At 53.3% G+C, this 20,807-nt stretch carries 18 protein-coding genes and 2 tRNA genes; 11 read left to right on the plus strand and 9 right to left on the minus strand.

Features of this window, described 5'->3' with window-relative positions:
* Nucleotides 1-81: 81 nt before the first annotated feature.
* Both ctaA and M0D42_RS05280 read left to right on the plus strand, forming a co-directional pair.
* Nucleotides 82-1,221 carry a heme A synthase gene (gene ctaA / locus M0D42_RS05275; protein ID WP_265020553.1) on the plus strand — a complete coding sequence of 380 codons (1,140 nt, stop codon included), beginning with the start codon at nt 82-84 and terminating at the stop codon, nt 1,219-1,221.
* A gap of 6 nt (nt 1,222-1,227) precedes the next feature.
* Complete coding sequence (locus tag M0D42_RS05280; RefSeq protein WP_265020554.1) at nt 1,228-2,703, plus strand: carboxypeptidase M32; 1,476 nt, start codon at nt 1,228-1,230, stop codon at nt 2,701-2,703.
* Nucleotides 2,704-2,761: 58 nt separating this feature from the next.
* Here M0D42_RS05280 and gyrA read toward each other — a convergent pair whose 3' ends face one another.
* Nucleotides 2,762-5,506: a DNA gyrase subunit A gene (gene gyrA / locus M0D42_RS05285; protein WP_330221189.1), complete on the minus strand. Its 2,745-nt coding sequence runs from the start codon at nt 5,504-5,506 to the stop codon at nt 2,762-2,764.
* 165 nt (nt 5,507-5,671) lie between these two features.
* The gene (locus M0D42_RS05290) at nt 5,672-6,613 is read right to left on the minus strand and encodes a radical SAM protein (protein ID WP_265020555.1); all 942 of its coding nucleotides are present in this window, start codon (nt 6,611-6,613) and stop codon (nt 5,672-5,674) included.
* A 170-nt stretch (nt 6,614-6,783) separates the two neighbouring features.
* Between M0D42_RS05290 and zwf the strand changes: the two genes are divergently transcribed.
* The 3 genes from zwf to pgi are packed head-to-tail and all read left to right on the plus strand — an operon-like array spanning nt 6,784 to nt 10,511.
* Nucleotides 6,784-8,232 (plus strand): glucose-6-phosphate dehydrogenase, encoded by a 1,449-nt coding sequence (gene zwf / locus M0D42_RS05295; RefSeq protein WP_265020556.1) that lies wholly within the window; start codon nt 6,784-6,786, stop codon nt 8,230-8,232.
* Nucleotides 8,229-8,903 (plus strand): 6-phosphogluconolactonase, encoded by a 675-nt coding sequence (gene pgl / locus M0D42_RS05300; RefSeq protein ID WP_265020557.1) that lies wholly within the window; start codon nt 8,229-8,231, stop codon nt 8,901-8,903. The genes zwf and pgl overlap by 4 nt, the downstream gene beginning before the upstream one ends.
* A 3-nt stretch (nt 8,904-8,906) precedes the next feature.
* A complete protein-coding gene (pgi, locus tag M0D42_RS05305; RefSeq protein WP_265020558.1) occupies nt 8,907-10,511 on the plus strand; it encodes a glucose-6-phosphate isomerase in 1,605 nt (534 codons plus the stop codon).
* Between the two features lie 76 nt (nt 10,512-10,587).
* On the opposite strand, the gene M0D42_RS05310 is transcribed toward pgi, so the two are convergent.
* Genes M0D42_RS05310 through M0D42_RS05320 form a run of 3 tightly spaced genes read right to left on the minus strand, consistent with a single transcriptional unit; the run spans nt 10,588 to nt 12,930 of the window.
* Entirely contained in the window at nt 10,588-11,661 is a 1,074-nt protein-coding gene (locus M0D42_RS05310) for a methyltetrahydrofolate cobalamin methyltransferase (protein ID WP_265020559.1), read from the minus strand.
* 9 nt (nt 11,662-11,670) lie between these two features.
* On the minus strand, nt 11,671-12,594 hold the full coding sequence (locus M0D42_RS05315) for a methylenetetrahydrofolate reductase (RefSeq protein ID WP_265020560.1): 924 nt from the start codon (nt 12,592-12,594) through the stop codon (nt 11,671-11,673).
* A 39-nt stretch (nt 12,595-12,633) separates the two neighbouring features.
* Nucleotides 12,634-12,930 (minus strand): virulence factor, encoded by a 297-nt coding sequence (locus M0D42_RS05320; RefSeq protein ID WP_265020561.1) that lies wholly within the window; start codon nt 12,928-12,930, stop codon nt 12,634-12,636.
* A 242-nt stretch (nt 12,931-13,172) separates the two neighbouring features.
* On the opposite strand from M0D42_RS05320, the gene M0D42_RS05325 reads away from it, so the two are divergent.
* Together M0D42_RS05325 and M0D42_RS05330 are read left to right on the plus strand one after the other, a co-directional pair.
* Entirely contained in the window at nt 13,173-14,285 is a 1,113-nt protein-coding gene (locus tag M0D42_RS05325; protein WP_265020562.1) for a Ppx/GppA phosphatase family protein, read from the plus strand.
* A 45-nt stretch (nt 14,286-14,330) separates the two neighbouring features.
* Nucleotides 14,331-15,038: an RlmE family RNA methyltransferase gene (locus M0D42_RS05330; protein WP_265020563.1), complete on the plus strand. Its 708-nt coding sequence runs from the start codon at nt 14,331-14,333 to the stop codon at nt 15,036-15,038.
* A gap of 3 nt (nt 15,039-15,041) precedes the next feature.
* Here the strand turns inward: M0D42_RS05330 and M0D42_RS05335 are convergent, their stop codons facing one another.
* Both M0D42_RS05335 and M0D42_RS05340 read right to left on the minus strand, forming a co-directional pair.
* Entirely contained in the window at nt 15,042-15,218 is a 177-nt protein-coding gene (locus tag M0D42_RS05335) for a hypothetical protein (RefSeq protein ID WP_265020564.1), read from the minus strand.
* A gap of 118 nt (nt 15,219-15,336) precedes the next feature.
* Nucleotides 15,337-15,852 carry a MarR family winged helix-turn-helix transcriptional regulator gene (locus M0D42_RS05340; protein WP_265020565.1) on the minus strand — a complete coding sequence of 172 codons (516 nt, stop codon included), beginning with the start codon at nt 15,850-15,852 and terminating at the stop codon, nt 15,337-15,339.
* A 229-nt stretch (nt 15,853-16,081) separates the two neighbouring features.
* Here M0D42_RS05340 and M0D42_RS05345 point away from each other — a divergent pair, with 229 nt between their 5' ends.
* From M0D42_RS05345 to M0D42_RS05360, 4 genes are all read left to right on the plus strand, one after another.
* Nucleotides 16,082-17,050 (plus strand): ABC transporter substrate-binding protein, encoded by a 969-nt coding sequence (locus M0D42_RS05345; protein ID WP_265020566.1) that lies wholly within the window; start codon nt 16,082-16,084, stop codon nt 17,048-17,050.
* A gap of 78 nt (nt 17,051-17,128) precedes the next feature.
* Nucleotides 17,129-18,160: an ABC transporter permease gene (locus M0D42_RS05350; RefSeq protein ID WP_265020567.1), complete on the plus strand. Its 1,032-nt coding sequence runs from the start codon at nt 17,129-17,131 to the stop codon at nt 18,158-18,160.
* A 12-nt stretch (nt 18,161-18,172) separates the two neighbouring features.
* Nucleotides 18,173-19,207, plus strand: a complete 1,035-nt coding sequence (locus M0D42_RS05355; RefSeq protein ID WP_265020568.1) for a quaternary amine ABC transporter ATP-binding protein — start codon at nt 18,173-18,175, stop codon at nt 19,205-19,207.
* A gap of 178 nt (nt 19,208-19,385) precedes the next feature.
* Nucleotides 19,386-20,195, plus strand: a complete 810-nt coding sequence (locus tag M0D42_RS05360) for an aldo/keto reductase (protein WP_265020569.1) — start codon at nt 19,386-19,388, stop codon at nt 20,193-20,195.
* A gap of 81 nt (nt 20,196-20,276) precedes the next feature.
* Here the strand turns inward: M0D42_RS05360 and M0D42_RS05365 are convergent.
* Together M0D42_RS05365 and M0D42_RS05370 are read right to left on the minus strand one after the other, a co-directional pair.
* Nucleotides 20,277-20,352 (minus strand) — tRNA-Val (locus M0D42_RS05365).
* Nucleotides 20,353-20,408: 56 nt separating this feature from the next.
* Nucleotides 20,409-20,484, minus strand: a tRNA-Val gene (locus tag M0D42_RS05370).
* Nucleotides 20,485-20,807 lie beyond the last annotated feature (323 nt).

Here is a 20,807-nt window from a genome sequence, read left to right on the forward strand (position 1 = left end):
AGCGACACAAATATCAATCCGACCCGCTTGAAGAGCAGGGGGCGCGGCCCTAGTCTCCGATCAAACCGCAAGGACAGAAGAATGAGCCAAAAGCGTAGCATTTTCGAAGACGTCTCTGAAAAAGAAACACCGGCAACGCCCGCTAAGGGCGCAATCGACGCTGCTCCGAAAGGCGCGCGGCGAGGCATTCGCGCCTGGTTGATGGCGCTCTTTGCGCTGGTTGTTGTGATGATCGTCGTCGGTGGTCTGACCCGTTTGACAGACAGCGGATTGTCGATCACCGAATGGAAGCCCGTGACTGGTGCTGTGCCACCTACCAGCGAAGCTGCTTGGTTAGAAGAGTTTGAAAAATACAAGCAGATACCAGAATATCAGTTGCAAAACAAAGGCATGAGCCTTGCTGAGTTCAAAACCATATACTGGTGGGAGTGGGGTCATCGCCAACTGGGTCGTGTGATTGGCCTTGTCTGGGCTGTCGGTTTCCTTGGCTTCGCAGTGACCCGAAATATCCCAACTGGCTGGACCGGGCGCCTGTTCCTGATCGGTGCATTGGGTGGCCTTCAGGGCGCCATTGGCTGGTGGATGGTCTCGTCAGGTCTGGAAGGCACCATGCTCGATGTGGCTTCCTATAGGCTTGCCACGCACCTCGGACTGGCCTTTGTCATCTTGGGCTTCATTGCCTGGTATATATTCCTTCTTGGACGTCAAGAGCGTGATCTGCTGCAAGCCCGCCGCGGCAAAGAAGCAAAACTGTTCTCACTCTCCACTGGGCTTTTGCATGCAAGCGGCATTCAAATTCTACTCGGTGCGCTTGTGGCAGGCATCGACGCGGGCCGCAGCTACACCGATTGGCCGCTGATGGGTGGGCGCATCCTGCCTGAAGGCATGTTTGAACTTGTGCCTCTGTGGTCAAACTTCTTTGAAAACGCAGGTACCGTGCAATTCATGCACCGCATCTGGGCCTATCTACTTTTCGCGTTTACCATTGTTGTCTGGCGCCGCGCACGCAGTTCAGCGCATGACAAAACCCGCTTCGCATTCAATCTCGTCATGGCTGCTATGACAATTCAAGCGGTACTCGGAATTATGACAGTTTTGTATATCGCTCCTTGGCAGCTTGCGATTTTGCACCAGTTGACAGCAGTTGCCGTTTGGGTGTTGATCCTGCGGGCCCGTTTCCTCAGCCATTACCCGATCTCGACTGGGATTAAGGGAGGTTAGGATTATATGAAAGCTTTCAATGATTTGATGGCGTTTCAAAAGGATACCGAGGCATTGGCCCAAGTGGCAGGCCGCCTTGGTTGGGATCAGGAAACCATGATGCCGGCAGCCGCGGCTCCCCAGCGCGGCGATGAAATGGCTGCGATGGAGAAAGTGCTCCATGCGCGCCGCATTGATCCAAAGATCGCAGAATGGCTGGACACGGTTGACGTAGATGCGTTGGACGCCGTTGGCGCGGCGCAAGTGCGCGAAATCCGCCGTTCTTACGATCGTACCTCTAAAATTCCCGCTGACCTCGCTGCTGAGATCGCGCGCGTCACCAGTATGTCACAGGGCACATGGGCCAAAGCGCGTGCGGCAGAAGATGTCGCTGCATTCTTGCCAGCTCTGGAAGAGGTCGTGCGTCTGAAGCGTGAAGAAGGTCAGGCACTGGCTCAGGGCGGTGACGTCTATGATGCGATGCTGGATGATTACGAACCGGAAATGACGGCTGAACGTCTGGCTGAGATCTTTGACGCAATGCGCCCACGCCTCGTGGATCTGCGCGCAAAGGTGTTAGACGCAAAAGCACCGCGGGCCTTGATGGGGTATTTCCCGGAAGCCAAGCAATTAGCGGTATCTAATAAGCTCGCGCAGGCCTTCGACTATGATTTCAACAGCGGTCGTATCGACAAAGCGGTGCATCCGTTTAGTTCTGGCTCCGGTCTGGATGTGCGTATCACGACACGTGTGAGCACGGATGATCCATTCAACTGCTTCTATTCGACGATCCATGAAGTTGGTCACGCCTGCTATGAGCAAGGCATTGATAACGCTTACCTTCTGACCCCTCTGGGGCGTGGCGTGTCGATGGGCGTGCATGAAAGCCAGAGCCGCATTTACGAAAATCAGCTGGGCCGATCCCGTGCATTCACCGGTTGGCTTTTTGATTTGATGCGCGACTGCTTTGACGAGTTTGATATCTCCTCAGAGGAAGACTTCTACGCCACAGTCAACCGCGTCAACAAAGGCTATATCCGCACCGAAGCGGATGAAATCCAGTATAACTTACACGTCATGCTGCGGTTTGATCTGGAGCGCGCACTGATGAGTGGTGACCTAGCGGTTGCGGATCTGGAAGCGGCTTGGAACGATCGATTTGCGGCCGATTTCGGATATACGGTTGATAAGCCAAGCAATGGCGTTCTTCAGGATGTACACTGGTCCGTAGGTCTTTTTGGATATTTCCCAACCTACGCTTTGGGCAATGTCTATGCGGGTTGTTTGCACGAGGCCCTGCGCAATGATGTGCCCGATCTGGATGCGCAGCTGCGCGACGGTAATACCTCAGCTGCGACTGGCTGGTTGCGTGAGAGATTGCAGCAACACGGTGGGTTACGCTCTCCGCAGGAGACTATTGCTCTCGCCAGTGGCATGGAGCCAGGGCCCGAACCAATGTTGAACTATCTCGAAAAGAAGTTCTCGGAAATATATGATCTTTAAAGAAAAAGGCCGCTTCTTAATGTAAGAAGCGGCCTTTCTTTTCCAGGGTGTTGGAAGATTACTCTTCCGCGCTACCCTCATCGTCTTCTTCATTCTGTTCTGCGATCCAAGCCACAGAAACAACTTCTTCACCCTTGCCAGTGTTGAAGACCTTCACGCCACCTGCAGAGCGGCTGCGGAAGGAGATGCCATCAACTGGCACGCGGATGGACTGACCTTTGGAGGTCGCCAACATGATCTGATCGCCTAATTCGACTGGGAAGGAAGCCACAAGGTCACCGCCGCGCATCGCCTTATCCATCGCGGCGACACCCATGCCGCCCCGGCCACGTACCGGATAATCATGAGAGCTGGAGAGTTTGCCCGCGCCGCCAGATGTGATGGTTAGGATCAAGTTCTCTGACGCGGACATTTCTGCATAGCGTTCCTGAGAAATCGTCGCGTTTTCATTGGCTTCTTCGTCAGTTGCACCTTCGTCATCTGCCCCTGCCACAGCACGGCGCATTTTCAGGTAAGCAGCACGCTCATCGGTTGTGGCGTCGAAGTGGCGGATGATCGACATGGAGACAACTTTGTCTTTCGCGCCCAGTTTCACACCGCGCACACCGGTAGAAGCGCGAGAGTTAAACACCCGCACATCGGTCGCCGGGAAACGGATCGCGCGGCCAGAGTTTGTGACCAGCATCACGTCATCCTCATTGGAGGCGATGCGCGCGTTGATCATCTTCCAATCTGCGCTATCGCCTTCAAATTTCATCGCAATTTTGCCGTTGGACTTCACGTTGGTGAAATCGCTGAGCTTGTTGCGACGCACTGTGCCGTGGTCGGTACAGAAGACAACTTGCAGGTCATCCCACTCTTTTTCATCACGATCGACAGGCATGATCGCCGCAATCGAAACGCCCTGTGGGATTGGCAGAATGTTCACAATCGCTTTGCCCTTAGACGTCCGGCCACCCAGCGGCAGACGCCAGGTTTTCAGTTTGTAGACCATACCGTCGGTGGTGAAGAACAAGAGCTGCGTGTGGGTGTTGGCCACAAAGAGAGTGGTGACCACGTCCTCTTCTTTGGTTTGCATCCCAGACAGGCCTTTACCGCCGCGTTTCTGCGCGCGGAAGTCCGCCAGAGCTGTGCGTTTGATGTAGCCGCCAGAGGTGACGGTCACCACCATGTCCTCACGCTCGATCAGGTCTTCGTCGTCCATGTCGCCGGACCAGTCTACGATCTCGGTACGGCGTGGAACGGCGAATTTTTCTTTGACTTCAGTCAGTTCGTCCGAAATCAGACCCATGATGCGCTCGCGAGAGGATAGGATCTCAAGGTATTCCTTGATCTTGCCCGCCAGTTCTTCGAGCTCATCGGTGACTTCTTTCACACCAATCTGTGTCAGACGCTGCAGCCGCAGTTCGAGGATCGCACGAGCCTGGGTTTCAGACAGGTTATAGGTGCCATCATCATTCATTTTATGGGTCGGATCGTCGATCAGCTGGATGTAGCCAGCAATATCAGACGCCGGCCAGCGGCGGGTCATCAGCTTTTCGCGCGCTTCCGCCGCATCGGCAGAAGAGCGGATCGTCGCGACGATTTCATCGACGTTGGATACTGCAACCGCCAAACCACACAAGATGTGGCTCCGCTCGCGCGCTTTGCGCAGCTCGTAAGCTGTGCGACGCGCCACAACTTCTTCGCGGAAGTCCACGAAGGACGTCAGGAAGGCACGCAGGGTCAGCTGTTCAGGGCGGCCACCGTTCAGCGCCAGCATGTTGCAGCCAAAAGATGTCTGCATCGGCGTAAAGCGGAAGAGTTGGTTCAGAACAACCTCAGCGGTTGCGTCGCGCTTCAGTTCAACAACAACACGCACGCCGTTACGGTCTGATTCATCCTGAACGTGGGCGACGCCCTCGACCTTCTTCTCGCGAACCTGCTCGGCGATCTTCTCGATCATGGACGCCTTGTTTACTTGATAAGGAATCTCATCAATAACAATGGCATAGCGATCTTTTCTAATCTCTTCCACGCGGGTTTTTGCGCGGACAATCACAGAACCACGGCCTTCGAGATAGGCTTTGCGTGCTCCAGATCGGCCCAGCATAATACCGCCGGTCGGGAAGTCTGGGCCTGGGATATATTCAATCAGTTCTTCGCTAGACAGATCGGGATTTTCGATCAGAGCCAGTGTAGCTTCACAAACTTCACCAAGGTTGTGTGGCGGGATGTTGGTCGCCATACCAACGGCAATACCTCCAGCACCGTTGACCAGCATATTCGGGAAGCGAGAAGGCAGAACGGTCGGCTCACGGTCCTTGCCATCGTAGTTGTCTTGGAAATCGACTGTATCTTTTTCGATATCCGCGAGCACGAAAGCTGCCGGCTTGTCCATGCGCACTTCGGTATAGCGCATCGCCGCCGGGTTATCGCCGTCCATCGAGCCGAAGTTACCCTGACCATCCAAAAGCGGCAGGGACATCGAGAAATCCTGCGCCATACGCACCAGGGCGTCATAGATCGCGCTGTCACCATGCGGGTGGTATTTACCCATAACATCGCCAACAGGGCGCGCTGACTTACGATAGGATTTGTCGTGGGTGTTTCCGGTCTCATGCATCGCATAGAGGATGCGGCGGTGCACCGGCTTAAGGCCGTCCCGCAGGTCCGGAATTGCGCGGCTCACGATCACGCTCATTGCATAATCGAGGTATGAATTGCGCATTTCCTCTTCGATAGTGATCGAAGGGCCCTCATGTTCCATGCGAACTACAGGGGTTTCGTCTTCATTCTCAGGCGTTTCTGGCGTGTCGTTCACGTACCGTGCTCGCTTCTTTTTTACATCAATATTTTGTTGCTATTTTTATAACAGACCCCGGATATGGGGTGCAATGGCAGAGCCGCCGAAAGCACGCTGCTTTCGGCGGTTTTGCTGTAACACGTTGTTTTATATTGATGAAAATCCGCTGATTTTCGCTGGAAATTACGCAGAGCAGCTGGCCCCGCCAAGGACGCAGAATTTTGCGCAATGGGGATGGTTCAGTTGAACAGGTTTTTCGGCCTCTTCAAGGCTATATCCGAGATCAAATTCCGCCTCATAAGGCAAAAGCGTACAAGCAATCACAGAAGTCTTCTCTGCGCCCTTGTGCTTTACCACCATGCGCGAGTTTGAACACATGACCTGAGTAGGTGATTTGTCCAATATTCCCCAGCAGGCGGTCGTTATTTCTGGTACCTCAACTTTCTCGTCCATTTCTGGAAAAAGAACAGTGATTCCAGGGTTTTGAGCATCAATGTCAAAGTGATGCTTTGCGTATAAATCAGCATAGCCCTGTCGGGAATCTGTGTCAGTTTCCCCCCAAACAGTGCGTCCGGCGACAGCCATGGCGAATCCATTGTCGCGCAGCCATTCCATGCCAGTGATGGTTTTATCAAAACTGCCTTTGCCACGTTCCTTGTCGTGCAGGTCAGCGGACCAATGATCCACCGAAATGCGTAGGGTCAGTTTGCCAGGAAAGTCTTTCTGCAGCTCAAGAAGTCCCGCTTTGACCTTCTTGCGCTGCATCGGCAGCATCGCATTGGTCAAAATGAGCACCTCATAGCCGCGATCAAGCGACCTGCGAGCCATTTCGACCATATCCGGGTTCATGAAGGGCTCACCGCCGGTGAATGCGATCTCACGCACGCCCCATTTCCGGTCTTCTAGTTGATCCAGATAGTCGGAAACTTCATCCGCAGTCAGGTAAACCAAGGCATCATTGGTTGGGGAGCTCAAAATGTAGCAATTTTCGCATTCGATATTGCAGAGCGTGCCGGTGTTGAACCAAAGCGTTTGCGGATCTTTAAGCGCGACATGCGCACGTTCTTCACCCTTTGCTGTGACAAAGGGATCCTGAAACTTCGCGATATTTGCGTTATCTTTCATAAGCCTGTCATTCCCGTGTTTCTTTTGTGCTATCGAAGAATAGGACGTCTGCAAACCCGTTTGAGTCGCTATGACACAGTTGTGAAGCCGGGCTTGTTTGAAATGTCGGAGCCTGCTAAAGCGTCGTTAGCGCTAACGTAGATGCCCATAGAGGTACCAGGAGGGGTTTCATGGTTTCACGTATCATCCCGGTCGAGCGGTTTGATTTGATTATTTTCGGTGGTACCGGAGATCTGGCTCGGCGGAAAATTCTGCCGGGGCTTTTCAGGCGGTTTGCTGATGGCCAAATGCCGGAAGGTTCGCGGATCATTGGTGCAGCACGATCAGAAATGGATCAAGCCGCGTTCCAGGAGTTTGCGGAAGAAGCGATCAGTTCCTTTGCTGGGTCTGCTCCAGAAGATACTGTTTTAAAGGCGTTTTTGGATACGCTTGACTATGTGACCATTGACGCTCTTGGCGAGGATGGCTGGGCTGAACTCTCTGCCAAAATGCGTGATACAGCTGTTCGGGCTTTCTACTTTTCTGTTGGTCCGAGTCTGTTTGATGATCTCGCAATGCGTCTGCACAAGCATAATCTGGTCGATCCAGAGACGCGAATTGTGGTTGAGAAGCCATTTGGACACGATCTTGAGACGGCGCGGGCCTTGAACAAGGTTCTGTCTGCGCATTTTGATGAAAGCCAGATTTATCGGATCGACCATTATTTAGGTAAAGAAACCGTGCAAAACCTGATGGCGGTGCGGTTTGGAAATATGCTGTTTGAGCCGCTTTGGAACAGCCAATACATCGACCATGTGCAGATCACTGTAGCTGAAGAAGTGGGCGTCGGCGGACGTGGGGGCTACTATGACAAGTCTGGTGCCATGCGCGACATGGTGCAAAACCACCTGATGCAGCTCCTATGCCTTACGGCCATGGAACCCCCTGCAAAGTTTGATCCCGATGCTGTTCGAGACGAAAAGTTGAAAGTTATCAGAGCATTGGAGCCTGTTGAGCCGCATCACATCGTGCGGGGTCAGTATAGCGAAACCGGTGATGAACAGGGGTTCCGCGATGATGTGGAAAACCCAAAATCCTGGACCGAGAGCTTTATCGCCCTGAAGTGCCATGTTCAGAACTGGCGTTGGGCCGGAACACCGTTTTATCTGCGGACCGGGAAGCGACTGCAGGCGCGGGATTCCGAGATCATTGTGGTTTTCAAGGAAACTCCGCACTCGATCTTTGGCATGGAAGCAGGTGGTGGTCGCAATGAGTTGCGCATTCAGCTGCAGCCCGATGAAGGCATCACTTTGAAAGTGACCATCAAAGAGCCGGGGCCGGGTGGTATGCGCTTGATGGATGTGCCGCTGGACATGTCCTTTGCTGAAACTCTGGGTGATCATGCGGACACGCCGGATGCCTATGAACGGCTCATTATGGATGTGATCCGGGGCAACCAGACGCTCTTTATGCGCGACGATGAAGTTGAGGCAGCCTGGGCCTGGACCGATCCCATTATTCAGGGCTGGGAAAGTGTCAATGACGTGCCAAAGCCCTATGACAGCTACAGCCAAGGGCCGACGGACGCTGCGCTTCTGATGCAGCGCGATGGCCGAGAGTGGAGAGAGATTGGCGCATGAAAATAGAGACTTACGCAGATTTCGAAATGATGACAATCAATGTTGCGCAACAGATCGCAGGAGATTTGAACGCATCATTGATCAATCGAGATCGTGCTTTGCTGGCCGTGCCGGGCGGGACGACCCCGGGGCCGATCTTTGATGATCTTTGCGCCGCAGATCTGGATTGGTCGCGGGTTGATATCATTCTAACGGATGAACGCTGGGTGCCCGGCGATCATCCACGAAGCAATACGAAACTGTTGAAAGAACGCCTACTGGTTAATCGCGCCGCAGAGGCAACGCTGCTGCCGCTCTATGCTCCGACAGAGGAACCCGAAGAAGGCCTCCCTGAGCTTATCCCGGGCATCGAAGCACGCCTGCCGATTGCGGTCGCGGTTATGGGCATGGGGGCAGATATGCACACAGCCTCATTGTTTCCTGATTCTGCAGAGCTGCAAACCGCGCTGGGGCCTGACGCGGCAGCACTCATCCCTGTTCGCCCAGCGAGCCAGCCAGAGGCGCGGATCACATTGGCCGCGCATGTTCTAAATGGTGCCTTGCACAAACATATTGTTTTCAGAGGAAAAGATAAGCGTGAGGCATTGGAAAATGCGCGTAATCTGCCTGCGGAACAGGCTCCAATTCGCGCTGTGATGAATGGCGCGACAGTTCATTACTCGGAGAGTTAACCTATGTGGGATCGCTTGAAGGACCGCCACGAAGCAGCAAAAGATCGGAAAATCACCGATCTATTTGATGAAGATCGAACAGAAGCTTTTGGCATCGAGACAGATGGACTGTTTTTTGATTTCAGCAAAACAAACATTGATCCAGATACATTCGCTGATCTGATAGCGCTGGCCGAAGGGCAGGGTGTGCCTGCCAAACGCGATGCGATGTTTGCGGGTGAAAAAATCAACGAAACGGAAGAACGAGCGGTCCTCCACACTGCGCTGCGTAACCTTGATGGGGATGCCGTCTATGTTGATGGCGAAGATGTTATGCCGGGTGTCAAAGCGACCCTGGCCAAAATGGCTGCTTTCGCTAACGCTGTGCGGTCGGGCGCGTTTCAGGGCCAAGGTGGCAGGATCACTGATGTTGTGAATATCGGTATCGGAGGGTCTGATCTGGGCCCAGCCATGGCCTATCCAGCTTTGAGACCCTTTGCTGATGGCCCAAAGTGTCACTTTATCAGCAATGTCGATGGTGCTGATTTGGCTGACAAATTGGCCGAACTTAATCCAGAAACGACTCTGGTACTTGTTGCGTCTAAGACATTCACCACTATGGAAACCATGATGAATGCGCAGAGCGCTTTGGATTGGATGTCTGCGAGGGTCAAGGAACCCGCAAGCCAGTTTGCAGCGATCTCAACCGCAGAAGAAGAGACCGCTGCATTTGGCATCCCTGCTGAACGGGTCTTTGGTTTCGAGGACTGGGTGGGCGGTCGATATTCCATGTGGGGACCAATTGGCCTGTCAATCATGCTGGCAGTTGGACCGGAGCATTTCACCGAATTCCTGCGTGGTGGGCAGGCGATGGATGTGCATTTCCGTGAGGCGCCACTTGAGAAGAATATGCCGTTTGCACTGGCGCTGACCGGTATTTGGCATCATCAGATTTGTGGCTATGGCACGCGCGCTGTGCTGCCCTACGAAAACCGCCTGTTGCGACTTGCGGCCTACTTGCAGCAGCTTGAGATGGAATCAAACGGCAAAAGCGTAAGCCTCGCAGGCGAAGCGCTTGACCAAACGGTTGGGCCGATCGTCTGGGGCGAACCGGGAACCAATGGTCAGCACGCGTTCTATCAATTGATTCACCAAGGCCGTCAGGTCGTGCCGTGTGAGTTCATTGTTGGCGCAGTAGGGCACGAACCAGAGCTGGCGCATCACCACAAGGCGCTCTTGTCCAATTGTCTTGCGCAATCTGAGGCGCTGCTTTTGGGACGCGACTATGAAACCGCTGAAGGTCTGATGGCTGCAAAGGGCTATACCGGCGACGCGTTGAAAGCTCACGCCATGCAGCGTGTATTCCCAGGCAACCGGCCTTCGACCACACTGATGTACAAAACGCTGACGCCATTCGTGCTGGGGCAGATCATTGCGCTTTATGAGCACCGGGTGTTTGTGGAAGGGGCCATTCTGGGCATCAATTCCTACGATCAATGGGGCGTGGAATTGGGCAAGGAGCTTGCGAAGAAGCTTGCGCCTGCTGTGGAAGATGATGGGTCTACTGAGGGGCTTCATGCTGGAACCGCAGCGCTTGTGACACGAGCCAAAGCCCTTCGAGTTTCCTGAAGTATCACATCAACTCAAACAAAAAGCGGCTCGCAATCTGAAGACTGCGAGCCGCTTTAATTTTGTGGGTTAAGTCTTATGCGCGACGACGACGGCCACCGCCGCGACGACCACGACCACCGCCTGCAGCATCATCAGACGCGTTGAACTTGATCCATTCTGCGCCGCCTTCGTCGTTGTTGGTCAAGAAGTTCGCCGCACGGATCGCTTCCATCTCTTTACCTGCGCGTGGCTTAGTGGAACCCATTCCGAAGAGTTTAACGAAAGCCTCATCATCCATATCCGCTGGCAGGATAATGCCAGTGGCTTCAATCTCTGCTTTCTTCTCAGCGATCTTTTTAGGACCAACCGGCAGGGCAACTGGGTTCATGATTGCAGAGGTCATGCCTGCGCCCATGGCCATTGGAAGGAAGGCGTTGTTGATACCGTGACGGTTTGGCAGGCCAAAAGAGATGTTGGACGCGCCACATGTGGTGTTCACACCCAGTTCTTCACGCAGGCGACGTACCAGGGCGAAAACCTGCAAGCCGGCTGTGCCCATCGCGCCAATTGGCATCACCAGAGGGTCTACCACGATGTCATGTGCAGGGATACCGAAGTCAGCTGCACGCTCTACGATCTTTTTCGCAACCGCGAAACGCACGTCAGGATCTTCGGAAATACCGGTGTCATCGTTGGAAATCGCCACAACTGGCACGTTGTATTTCTTAACCAGCGGCAGAACCATCTCCAGACGCTCTTCTTCGCCGGTCACAGAGTTCAGGAGCGGGCGGCCATTCGCTGCCTCAAGGCCAGCCTCCAATGCGCCAGGCACAGAGCTGTCGATGCAAAGAGGGGTGTCGGTGACTTCCTGCACCTTTTCGACCAACTCTTTCATCAACGCAGGCTCAACAAAGTTGTTGTCTGCATAGCGCACATCTTCTGCCATCTTGTTGGAGAAGACCGCGCCGGAGTTGATGTCGAGCACGGTTGCGCCGGCTTCAACTTGGGCAATCGCATCAGATTGCACGCGGGAGAAGTCGCCTTGCTCAAGCTCTGCGTTCAGGATCTTGCGGCCTGTTGGGTTGATGCGTTCGCCAATTACGCAGAATGGCTGATCAAACCCAATGATCGCAGTTTTTGTATTAGATTCAACGACGGTACGGGTCATAGTAGATCCTTAGCTTGAATGTGATGCCGGTGCTTGAGCACCATTGTCTTGCGCCCATTGGGCGTTGGTTTTGATGCCGCCAAGCGGGAAGAAGTGGACGGACTCAATGTTGAAATCCGGATTGGCTGCTTTGTGTTCAGCAAGCTCGGTCACAACCTCGGTTGGCTCGTAAGGCAGCATCAGTTTGGTCACATCCATCGCGCGTTTCTGCAGAACTTTCAGAGACGGTCCTACGCCGCAGGCGATGGCGAATTTGATCATTGTCTGTAGCTTGGCAGGACCCGCGATACCGATATGAACCGGGATATCAATGCCAGACGCTTTCAGTCCGTCAGCCCATTCGATGATCGGCTTTGCTTCGAAGCAGAATTGAGTGGCCAGCGCCATTTTGGCGTCGGTGCGCTTGGAAAACTCTTGCTTCCAGCTCAGGGCCTCATCGACGTTTTTGGTAGAGCCGTCAGGATCAATGTCTTTGTTGCCCTCAGGGTGACCAGCGACGTGCAAGCGGCTAAAGCCCGCTTTGTCAAAAAGACCTGTTTCCAGAAGCTGCATGGAGCTGTCAAAGTCACCTTTCGGCGCGTTCAGACCGCCGGCCAGCAAAAGCGCTTGCTTAACACCAGCTTCGCCCTGGTACATGGAAATCCAGTTTTCCAGCGTCGCTTTGTTTTCAATGATACGTGCCGGGAAATGCGGCATGACATCAAAGCCTTCTTCGGAAAGCCGTTTTGCGGTGGCAACCATGTCTTCGATTGGCGTGCCATCGATATGCGCGATATAAACGCGGGTCTCGGCAGGAAGGATATCCTGGAACCGATCGACTTTCGCAGCCGTGCGCGGCATCACTTCGATAGAGAAGTCACGCAGGAAATCGGACACAACAGGGTTCACCGGTTTCCCGGCTTGCGCCTTGCGTGAAAAGTTCAAAAGCGCCATCAGCGTCTTCCTTATGCCACCGGCCATATTGAGTTGGGCCTATGCCCGGCCATCGTTGTCTATGAGCGCCATCAATCGCGCTTTGTCGTATTCTGCCTCAAGTTTCGCTGCTGCCTCAGCAACGATATCAGCAGGGTCTCCGTCCACAACATAAGGGTCCGCTTTGCGCCATTCCGCCAGATAATCATCTGTGTCTGCCGCGCCAGATTTCATCGCTGCGCGATCGATGGCTTGTTCAAACCGTTCAGATAATTGCTTTTTCGCACCGCGACGACCTTTGCCGACAATCACCTGAGCAGGAATATCTCGCCAGTAAACTATTGTGACGTCCGGCATGACGTGATTCCTTATATGTTGCCTGAGCATTCCTAGCTCAAGGGTTGGCAGATGCGTTGCGCGTTTTCGACTTAATGGTCGCTTTCAGCGACGTCAGCCCTTGTAACGCCCAATGCTCAAAGGGGCGAGAGGGAAGGGGCTGAAAAATCCTAATGATGATCTTGAAGGAAGCCGATGCGAGGGATTGCGCGGGCGAAGACAACTCACTAGGTTGGAGGTAACTCGAAATGGAGGGCGTGACTATGGCGCCCAAGCGTCCCAAAGGTGCGGGCGCATTCCCGAAAGCGGTAGAGAGCCCCGCGCCGAAAAAGCCTGATTCTAGTGAGCTTTACGCCGCTTTGGATCTGGGCACCAACAGTTGTCGCATGCTGATTGCTCAACCGAAGGGCAGCCAGTTTCATGTGGTTGATAGTTTTTCCAAGTCGGTGCAATTGGGCGCCGGTCTTGAAAAAACTGGTCGCCTGTCGCGCAGCTCCATGCGGCGCACGATACAGGCGATGCGCATCTGTCAGCAAAAACTCAAGCGCCATCGCGTAAAACATATGCGTCTTGTGGCGACAGAAGCCTGTCGCCGTGCGCGCAATTCCAAAGACTTCGTCAAGCAAGTGCGCCGGGAAACTGGGCTGCAGTTGGAGATCATTCCACCAGAGGAAGAGGCACGTCTTGCAGTGATCAGCTGCGCGCCTCTGGTGTCCACCAAGACCGAACAGCTGCTGGTGGTGGATATTGGCGGCGGTTCCACGGAGTTGGTGTGGATCGACCTTTCTAAGGTGGATCATCGGGATCGACCTAAAGCCATCATGCGCATGCACCATGGGCTTCAGAACGTTGAAACCCTGTTCCCAACCGCGCGTGTTGTGGATTGGATTTCTGTCCCGCTTGGCGTGGCGACACTGCGCGATCAGTTCAACGATGTCGAAGACGATGCCGCACGCTTTGCCTTGATGAGCTGGTTCTTTGAAGAAAATCTCTCAGAGTTTGCGCCCTACAAAGATGAGCAACCCCGCGAAGGTTTCCAGATTGTCGGCACTTCCGGCACGGTGACCACAGTGGCTGCAAGTCATTTGGGGTTGCGGCGCTATGATCGCACCAAGGTAGATGGCCTGCGCATGACGTCAGAGCAGATCGATGCTGTGATCAGTGATTACTTGCGCCTTGGTCCTGCAGGTCGTCGCAAAGACCCTCGGATCGGGCAGGATCGCCATGCGCTGATCATGTCAGGCTCCGCGATCTTACAGGCGCTTTTACGCTGCTGGCCAACGGACCGGCTCTCTGTCGCGGATCGTGGCCTGAGGGAGGGTCTGCTTTATGCGCAGATGTCGGCAGATGGTGTCTTGGAAGACGGGCCGTTCTAAGGCATAAGCAGCGCCCAGCCCGTATCGGCCAGATTGGATTGAACGATGCCCAAGAGTAAGAACACATCAGGACGCGGTCAGCGAGACCTTAAGGTGAAGGTGAAAACCGCACGCGGTCGGAGCCTCAGCTCGACCCGTTGGCTGCAGCGTCAGTTGAACGATCCTTATGTGAAACGCGCACAGACAGAAGGCTATCGCGGACGGGCAGCGTTTAAGATTTTGGAACTCGATGAGAAGTACCGCTTTCTTGTGCCAGGCGCACGTGTCGTTGACCTTGGCTGTGCTCCTGGCGGCTGGTTGCAGGTCGCTGTGAAGCGGGTGAACGCTTTGGGTGAAAAGCCCGGCAAGAAGATCGGCACAGTTTTGGGTGTGGACTTGCAGGAGGTCGAACCTCTGGCAGGCGCAGAAGTGCATCAGCTGGACTTCATGGAAGATGACGCGGACTTGAAAGTCAAAGAATGGTTGGGTGGGAACGCCGACGTTGTTATGTCTGATATGGCAGCGGCTTCATCAGGACATAAACAAACGGATCACCTGCGCATTATCGCACTTTGCGAGGCGGCGGCTTATCTGGCTTTTGATGTCTTGGATGAGGGGGGGACCTTTGTGGCCAAGGTTCTGGCCGGTGGTGCTGAGGGCGATTTGCAAAAGCTGCTCAAGAACAAGTTCACCAAAGTGGTGAACGTGAAACCGCCGTCTTCTCGAGCAGATTCATCAGAGAAGTTTGTGGTTGCTACTGGCTTTCGAGGCTAAGACTTACCGCTTCAGAGACGCGCAAGCCATATTACGGAACGCTTCCATTTCATCGGAGCTCGCAGCAGAAGCGATGCGGTTTTGGCCCGCAAAGGCGTTCCCTTGGCGCATCAGTTCAAACAGGCGCGCGTGGCGTGGCATTGTGGGTGCATTGCGAAAATCGTCTTGACGCATAAACATGTGAAACCTCGTGAAGGTGTAAAGTTCACCTTGGTTTCACCAAAGAATTCAGGCTTTTGAGGCCCCGAATTTGGGCTGAAGTAAGAAACTTTCGGGGCTTGAAGGCCGCTCGAGGGATCTATCCACGTTCAATGTGAATGGTTTTTAGGGGATCTGAGTTGACTTCATCAACCATACTGCCGGTTGTCAGAATAGGGGCCGCATCGATGTCTTCTGCATCCAAAAGCGCGGAGATTCTTTCGACAGAGGCAAGCAGCATGCCCTGTTCCCAGCTTTCGAGCTGTTCAAACCGTTCAGCAAAGCGGCGCTGCATAGGGTCAGGTGCATTCTGAAGCGCCTTATGGCCCCGGGCTGTCAGTGAGATTATCTTCTGCCGTCGGTCCGCGGGGGACACTTCGCGTTGGACCAATTCGCGACATTCGAGTTTGTCTAATAGGGTTGTCACCGTCGCCTGAGAAACCCGCATTTCGCGGGCCAAGGACTTCGCATTGGCGCAAGAAGTGTCGCAAATGAACTTAAGTAGTCGCAATTGGACAGGAGTCAGGCCAACAGATCGCGCAACCTCACGGCCATGCAGTTCTGTCACTCTGAGAATGCGCCGCAGCGCCGTAAGGGTTGCGTGGGTTCGATCCATACTCTGGTCGCCTGAGTGAATTGATGCGGGTTTTCTTTACTGACACTAAGTATCAGCAGGATACCCAAATTCTACACATAATCGTTACTTCTCATAGCTCTAATGCGCAAAGGGATACTTTACGCCACGGAAACCTGGGTTATGGTTGGACAGTGAGGGCTGCAAATGATTAGCCTTACTAAGCAAATTGGCTCCAACAAAAAACAAGGGGCCTCAAGGGGAGATATCTATGTCTAAGAAACTACTCGGCGCTGCCGCCTTTGGTGTTATGATGATGCCGGGCGTTGCCTCTGCAAGTGAATGCGGAGAGGTGACCATCACCGAAATGAACTGGGCGTCTTCTGCAGTCATTACGGAAGTTGCGAAATTCATCATGGAAAATGGCTATGGCTGTACGGTTCAAAAAGTACCGTCTTCCACAACGCCATCTTTGGTGTCTGTTGCTGAAACCGGCAAGCCAGACATCGTAACCGAACTCTGGATCAATGGTGCGCCGGCCTACAATGAGCTGCAAGACGCTGGCAAAATCACCACTTCCGCGGACGTTCTGTCTGACGGCGGCCTCGAAGGCTGGTGGGTGCCACGTTACATGGTTGATGCAAATCCAGAGCTGGCAACGCTGCAAGGCCTTCTGGACAATGTTGACCTGCTCGGTGGCCGTTTCCACAACTGTCCTGACGGTTGGGCATGTAAAAACACCAACGCGGACTTGGCACGCAACTTCGGTCTGGAAGAAGCAGGCTTTGAAATCTTTGTGCACGGTTCCGGTGAAACGCTCGCGACATCCATCGGCGCGGCCTATGAAAATCAAGAACCATGGCTGGGTTACTACTGGTCCCCAGATCCACTGATGGCGAAATATGACATGGTCGAAGTTGACCTTGGTGTGCCTTACAATGAAGAGGTCTTCCTCTGCGCGGCAAATGCGGAATGTACAGCAGAAGGCGTGTCCTCTTGGCCAGTTGGTCCGGTAAAAACAGTTGTGACAACCGACTTCGAAAGCCGCGAGCCAGCGATTGCTGAGTTTATGTCCAACATGAGCTACGACAACGCGACCGTTCTTGATTACCTGGCTTGGATGGACAGCAACAAAGCCACCTACGAAGAGGCAGCTGTTTACTTCCTGCTAAACAACAAAGAGCTGTGGCAGAGTTGGGTCAGCGAAGAAGCAAACGCTAAGCTGGCGGAATTCTTCTAAAAAATAGCAAAAAATAATGAGCCTGCACTCGGTGCAGGCTCAATTTTTTTATGCGCCAGAAGCGCAGGGGGACAATTTATGGCGACCTATGATTTTCTTTTTGAAAACCTTGGTATGAAGGAGTGGTGCGACGACGGGGGGGGATCGGGCCCTGTCTCCATGGCCGATCTTCTAGCGCGGAAAAAAGGCGGTGAGGTAGAGACGTCGGTTTGGGACCTGCCGTTTCCTTCAATGGACGCCTTTAACGAATCCTGTTCGAATTTTCCAAAATCTCGTGAACTGACCTCCGGTTTGGAAGATGGCTTTTTGGCGATCAAGGATGTTCTTAAGTTTATTTTGGACCCCGTAACAGAGCCGCTCAGCTGGATGCTGGATGGGGCCATGTGGTTGGCAGAAAGCACACCGTGGTGGATTGTGATTCCATTCCTTCTGCTAGTCACTTACTGGGTTTCTCGTTCCTGGAGTATTGTGATTTCTGTTGGGGCCTCCATTCTGGGGCTGGCCTTTATTGATCACTACCTTCCGGCAGTTCAGACACTGTCGATTGTTTTTGTTTGTGCGGCCATATGTGTCTTGCTCGGTGTGCCCATAGGCATTGCTATGTCGCGATCAAACCGATTGCAGCGCGGTGTTCTACCAGTGCTCGACATGCTGCAAACCCTGCCGACCTTTGTTTACCTGATCCCATTGATCTTCCTGTTTTCTGTCACAGAATCCAAACTCTATGGCATTGCGATCATCCTCTACGCGATTGTGCCAGTGATCCGTCTGACGGACCTTGGTATTCGTATGGTTGACAAGGATGTGCTTGAAGCTGCGCAGGCTTTTGGCATGACGCCACGCCAGAAACTTTACCAAGTCCAGATCCCTCTGGCGCTGCCTAACATTATGGCCGGTGTAAACCAGACCATTATGATGAGCCTTGCGATGGTGGTGATTGCCTCTCTGGTGTCCGCACCGGGTCTGGGTGTTCTCGTTTTGCGCGGCATCCGCAACCTAGAACTTGGTGTTGGCCTCGTGGCTGGCCTCGGCATCGTCATCCTTGCGATCATTCTGGATCGTGTCACCAAATCAGCTCTCGCGCGTGTCAACGCAGCGCAGCATCACTAAGAGGCGCATGACATGAGTGAACCTATGATTTCAATCCGCAATCTCTACAAAGTCTTTGGTGGGAACCCTCAGGGCGCTATGGAGCTTGTGCGGCAGGGCATGGGCAAAGAAGAGTTGCAGGCCACAAATGGCCATGTGCTGGGTCTGAAGAATATCAACGTTGATCTCATGGAAGGTGAGATCACGGTGATCATGGGCCTGTCCGGGTCAGGTAAATCGACCCTCGTGCGCCATATCAATCGTCTGATTGATCCAACAGACGGGCAGCTCTTGGTGCAGGGACAAAACGTGATGGATTACGATGAGGACCAGCTGCGCGATGTTCGTCGCAAAGTTATGTCCATGGTGTTCCAGCACTTCGCTCTTTTGCCGCACCGCACCGTGCTGCAGAATACAGCCCTTGCTCCGGTTGTCCGTGGTGAAGACAAATCTGCCTATGAACCTGAAGCCAAGAAATGGCTCGAACGGGTAGGGCTCGCGGGTTACGAGGAAAGTTATCCGCATCAGCTCTCTGGTGGCATGAAGCAGCGCGTAGGTATTGCCCGTGCGCTGACGTCGAACGCACCTATCATGTTAATGGACGAAGCGTTTTCCGCCCTCGATCCGCTAATTCGAACTGATATGCAGGACTTGCTGCTTGAACTTCAAGTAGAGCTGAACAAGACCATCGTCTTCATCAGCCATGATTTGGATGAGGCGTTGAAACTCGCTGATCACCTTGTCATTCTGAAGGATGGCGAAGTTGTGCAGCAGGGTGAACCACAGCATATTTTGCTAAACCCCGAAGATGATTACATCGTGGACTTCATCTCTGACATCAACCGCGCGCGCGTGTTGCGAGTGCGCTCCATCATGGAGCCTCTGAGTGGTGAGTCAGGCCATGCAGGCGAAATTCAACGTGAGGACACGCTGGAGCAGGTCATTGCACAAACTGGCGGGGAATCTAGTGGCACCTATCTGGTGAAACATGAAGGTGAGCCTGTAGGGGAGTTGAAAATGAGCACCCTTGTGCGGTCATTGGTGCCGCAGAAGCGCAGTGGGCAATAACCTGTTTTAAAGAACTGACGCTGGATGACATGAGCCCGACCATGGAAGTGGTCGGGCTTTACTTTTTGGGAACCTTTCAACGCATTTGGCGCAATTCCAGTCGCTATCAAAACTTTGGACATTGAACTGTGAAATCGATTACATGGCTGTGTGATCTAGATTTGAATTGAGTGAACAAATGCAAAAAATGCCAAACATCGGCTACGGCACTTGGAATCGGCCAGAGCAAGCGGCTTATGACGGGACGCTGGCTGCTTTGGAAGTTGGTTACCGTCATATCGATGGGGCGGAAGGTTATGAGAATGAGGAGTTCGTTGGGCGGGCGATTTCTGATTTCGGAATAGCGCGCGATGATCTTTGGGTGACAACCAAAGTGGCGCCCGAAAGCTTCGGCCCAGGCCAGATCCGCCCACATGTTGAGGCCTCATTAGATAAACTCGGTGTTGGACCTGTGGATCTGCTGTTGCTTCATTATCCATCCATCAAGGATGAGTATGAGATCGAGGACTATATGGCGCAATTTGCCGAGGTCTATGATGCAGGGCTTTGCCGCAATATCGGTGTATCAAACTTCACCAAAAGCTATATCGACAAGGCCGTTTCGCTGCTTGGGGATCGTCCTCTCATGACCAACCAGGTGGAATTGCATCCGTTCTTGCACAACCGACTGATTGTTGATCACTGCGCTGCACTTGGCATTCCCATGACAGCCTATTCACCGCTGGCGCGTGGTGCGGTAGTCGATGATCCGCTTCTATGTTCGATTGGCAGAGATATTGGGGCGACCGCCTCGCAGATTGCCCTCTCTTGGCTAATATCCCAAGGGTACACGGTTATTCCATCTGCCAGTACAAAGATGCGGATTGCAGAAAACTTCGAAGCAAAAGATATCACGCTGTCAAAAGAGCAAATCTCGAAAATCGGAACTCTCAATAAAAACATGCGTTTGGTAGATGGCCCTTGGTGCCCAGAATGGGATGTTGATTAGATCTGTATGAAACATCAGAGCGCGCTGCATTTGTTAGCAAGTGCTTCGTCGGGGTTGGTATGGAGTGATGTTTGCGGAAAATGGTGGGTCGTGAGAGGCTCGAACTCCCGACATCTTCGGTGTAAACGAAGCGCTCTACCAACTGAGCTAACGACCCATAAGCCATGTCCGCATCACCCTTTGGTAGTGACCGCCAAGTGAAAGCGGGGGTGATGGTGGGTCGTGAGAGGCTCGAACTCCCGACATCTTCGGTGTAAACGAAGCGCTCTACCAACTGAGCTAACGACCCGGTGAGGCAGCTTTTAATCTTTTAGTCAGGGGAAGGGCAAGGGCTAATAAATACTTTTTTTGAAATTTTTTTGAAGCCCTCGATCATCCGTATTTTTCTCATATTAACAACGGCTTCTCACACGCAGGATAGTCGCTTTGGGGTAAGGGTACCAACCCAGTTTCGCGAAATCCCCTTTGTTTCATTGTGTTTTTAAGCCGCGAGAAAGGCGGTTTTTCTCAAGTGTGAAAAAAATGCAAAATAGTCTTCGCAAATCGCTTGACGATATCTTCGGCTAAGCATAAACCCCTCTCACCGCAGCGACGGAGACGCCGCAGCGGGAC

The organism is Cognatishimia activa (genome assembly GCF_026016445.1).
Taxonomy (GTDB): domain Bacteria; phylum Pseudomonadota; class Alphaproteobacteria; order Rhodobacterales; family Rhodobacteraceae; genus Cognatishimia; species Cognatishimia activa_B.

Bases quoted from the DNA above. Each gene is read 5' to 3' on its own strand.
- M0D42_RS05340 (WP_265020565.1), bottom strand. From the start codon at position 15,852: ATGGATCGAACCCACGCAACCCTTACGGCGCTGCGGCGCATTCTCAGA.
- M0D42_RS05310 (WP_265020559.1), bottom strand. From the start codon at position 11,661: ATGACCCGTACCGTCGTTGAATCTAATACAAAAACTGCGATCATTGGG.
- zwf (WP_265020556.1), top strand. From the start codon at position 6,784: ATGGTTTCACGTATCATCCCGGTCGAGCGGTTTGATTTGATTATTTTC.
- M0D42_RS05290 (WP_265020555.1), bottom strand. From the start codon at position 6,613: ATGAAAGATAACGCAAATATCGCGAAGTTTCAGGATCCCTTTGTCACA.
- M0D42_RS05355 (WP_265020568.1), top strand. From the start codon at position 18,173: ATGAGTGAACCTATGATTTCAATCCGCAATCTCTACAAAGTCTTTGGT.
- pgl (WP_265020557.1), top strand. From the start codon at position 8,229: ATGAAAATAGAGACTTACGCAGATTTCGAAATGATGACAATCAATGTT.
- M0D42_RS05350 (WP_265020567.1), top strand. From the start codon at position 17,129: ATGGCGACCTATGATTTTCTTTTTGAAAACCTTGGTATGAAGGAGTGG.
- M0D42_RS05335 (WP_265020564.1), bottom strand. From the start codon at position 15,218: ATGTTTATGCGTCAAGACGATTTTCGCAATGCACCCACAATGCCACGC.
- M0D42_RS05330 (WP_265020563.1), top strand. From the start codon at position 14,331: ATGCCCAAGAGTAAGAACACATCAGGACGCGGTCAGCGAGACCTTAAG.
- pgi (WP_265020558.1), top strand. From the start codon at position 8,907: ATGTGGGATCGCTTGAAGGACCGCCACGAAGCAGCAAAAGATCGGAAA.
- M0D42_RS05320 (WP_265020561.1), bottom strand. From the start codon at position 12,930: ATGCCGGACGTCACAATAGTTTACTGGCGAGATATTCCTGCTCAGGTG.
- ctaA (WP_265020553.1), top strand. From the start codon at position 82: ATGAGCCAAAAGCGTAGCATTTTCGAAGACGTCTCTGAAAAAGAAACA.
- M0D42_RS05315 (WP_265020560.1), bottom strand. From the start codon at position 12,594: ATGGCGCTTTTGAACTTTTCACGCAAGGCGCAAGCCGGGAAACCGGTG.
- M0D42_RS05280 (WP_265020554.1), top strand. From the start codon at position 1,228: ATGAAAGCTTTCAATGATTTGATGGCGTTTCAAAAGGATACCGAGGCA.
- M0D42_RS05360 (WP_265020569.1), top strand. From the start codon at position 19,386: ATGCAAAAAATGCCAAACATCGGCTACGGCACTTGGAATCGGCCAGAG.
- M0D42_RS05325 (WP_265020562.1), top strand. From the start codon at position 13,173: ATGGCGCCCAAGCGTCCCAAAGGTGCGGGCGCATTCCCGAAAGCGGTA.
- M0D42_RS05345 (WP_265020566.1), top strand. From the start codon at position 16,082: ATGTCTAAGAAACTACTCGGCGCTGCCGCCTTTGGTGTTATGATGATG.